Below are 1,271 nucleotides of genomic sequence, written 5' to 3'. Positions count from 1 at the left end.
GGGACGCGGTGGCGTGCTCCGGCGTGGTCGGCTGTCCGAGCGACGCGAAGGCGATCCCGCCCACGATGGCCAGCCCAATCACGAGCCCGCCCACCACGACGTTGCCGGTTCCGAGCTTGTCGACGGTCTGCTTGAGCCACGCGACCCCGCCCACGAGGACGCCGCCGGCCGCGATCTTCCCGGCGACCGGCGCCGCGAACGGGAGCGCCGTGACGAGCGGGAACACGATGCCGCGCATCCCGTGCCCCACGTCCTGGAGCTGCAGGAGCGCCGCCGTGCAGCTCGGGCAGTCGGAGAGGTGCTCGCGCACCTTCTTCGCGTTGCGCGTGCTCAGGCCGTTGCGGGCGTACGCGCCGAGCTTGTCCGCGAAGGGCGCGCACGCGTCCTCGACTGCAGTCGCGGAGACATGCGCCTGGAGGTAGGCCTGGCGCAGGCCCTCCCGGGCCCGCAGGGCGAGGGCGGAGACCGCGTTGGGCGAGAGGCCGAGGAGGGGCGCGACGGCGGCCGGCTGCATGCCGTCCACCTCGGTGTACCAGAGCACGGCCTGCCACCGCTCGGGCAGGGTGCGGAACGCGTTCGCCACGGCGTCCGATTCGAAGCCGGACATGACCGGATCGTCGTACGGCTGCTCGCCCTCGTAGCGCTCCATCTCGTCGCTGAGCGTCTGGCGGGCGGCCTTGATGTTTCCGCGCGCGGCGAGCCGGGAAATGGACGTGAACAGATACGCTCGGAAGAAGGCATCCGGTCCGGAGCCGCTGCGAAGGGCAGTGAGAACGTTGGCAAAGCCCTCGGACGCAAGGTCCTCGGCGTCGCTCGCGTTGCGGGCATATCGGCGCGCAAGCCCCACGGCGGCGCTGTGATGCCGCTCGAAGAGCTGAGCGTACGCCTCGTTGTCACCGGCACGCACTTCAGCGATGAGCTGGGCGTCACTGGGTGGTGCGGGCGCAGTGCTCACGGCGTCGGCACTCGCGGTCATGAAAGTCCTTCCGGCTCTCTACGGTCACTTCTCGTTGAGAGTCCCCTGGGGTCGATTCTATGACGGGATTCCAGAACAAAAACTTGCCTCAACCGGACGAACATTTGGCGTCATGGCTCCCGAGGCGCCGGCTCTTAAAGCGCATGACCCACCTTGTGAGCCCGGGGAGCTGGCGTACGGGGCGCGACCAGCTGCTCCTTGCGTGGCGACGTGACGCCCTCGCGCAATCATGGCGTGTGGCCTCGGACTGGTTCTGTCCCGAGGTCCTCGACCTCGTGCGGACGGCCTCGCGCTC

At 69.4% G+C, this 1,271-nt stretch carries 1 protein-coding gene; it reads right to left on the bottom strand.

Features of this window, described 5'->3' with window-relative positions:
• Positions 1–976: sigma-70 family RNA polymerase sigma factor (locus ACLN58_RS22325; RefSeq protein WP_415857394.1), on the bottom strand; the 976-nt coding region annotated here is incomplete at its 3' end.
• Positions 977–1,271 lie beyond the last annotated feature (295 nt).

It is taken from the genome of Sinomonas sp. G460-2 (assembly GCF_047759905.1).
GTDB lineage: Bacteria > Actinomycetota > Actinomycetes > Actinomycetales > Micrococcaceae > Sinomonas.
The sequence above is the reverse complement of the archived record's forward strand: the minus strand, read 5'-3'. Positions and strand labels throughout refer to the sequence as shown.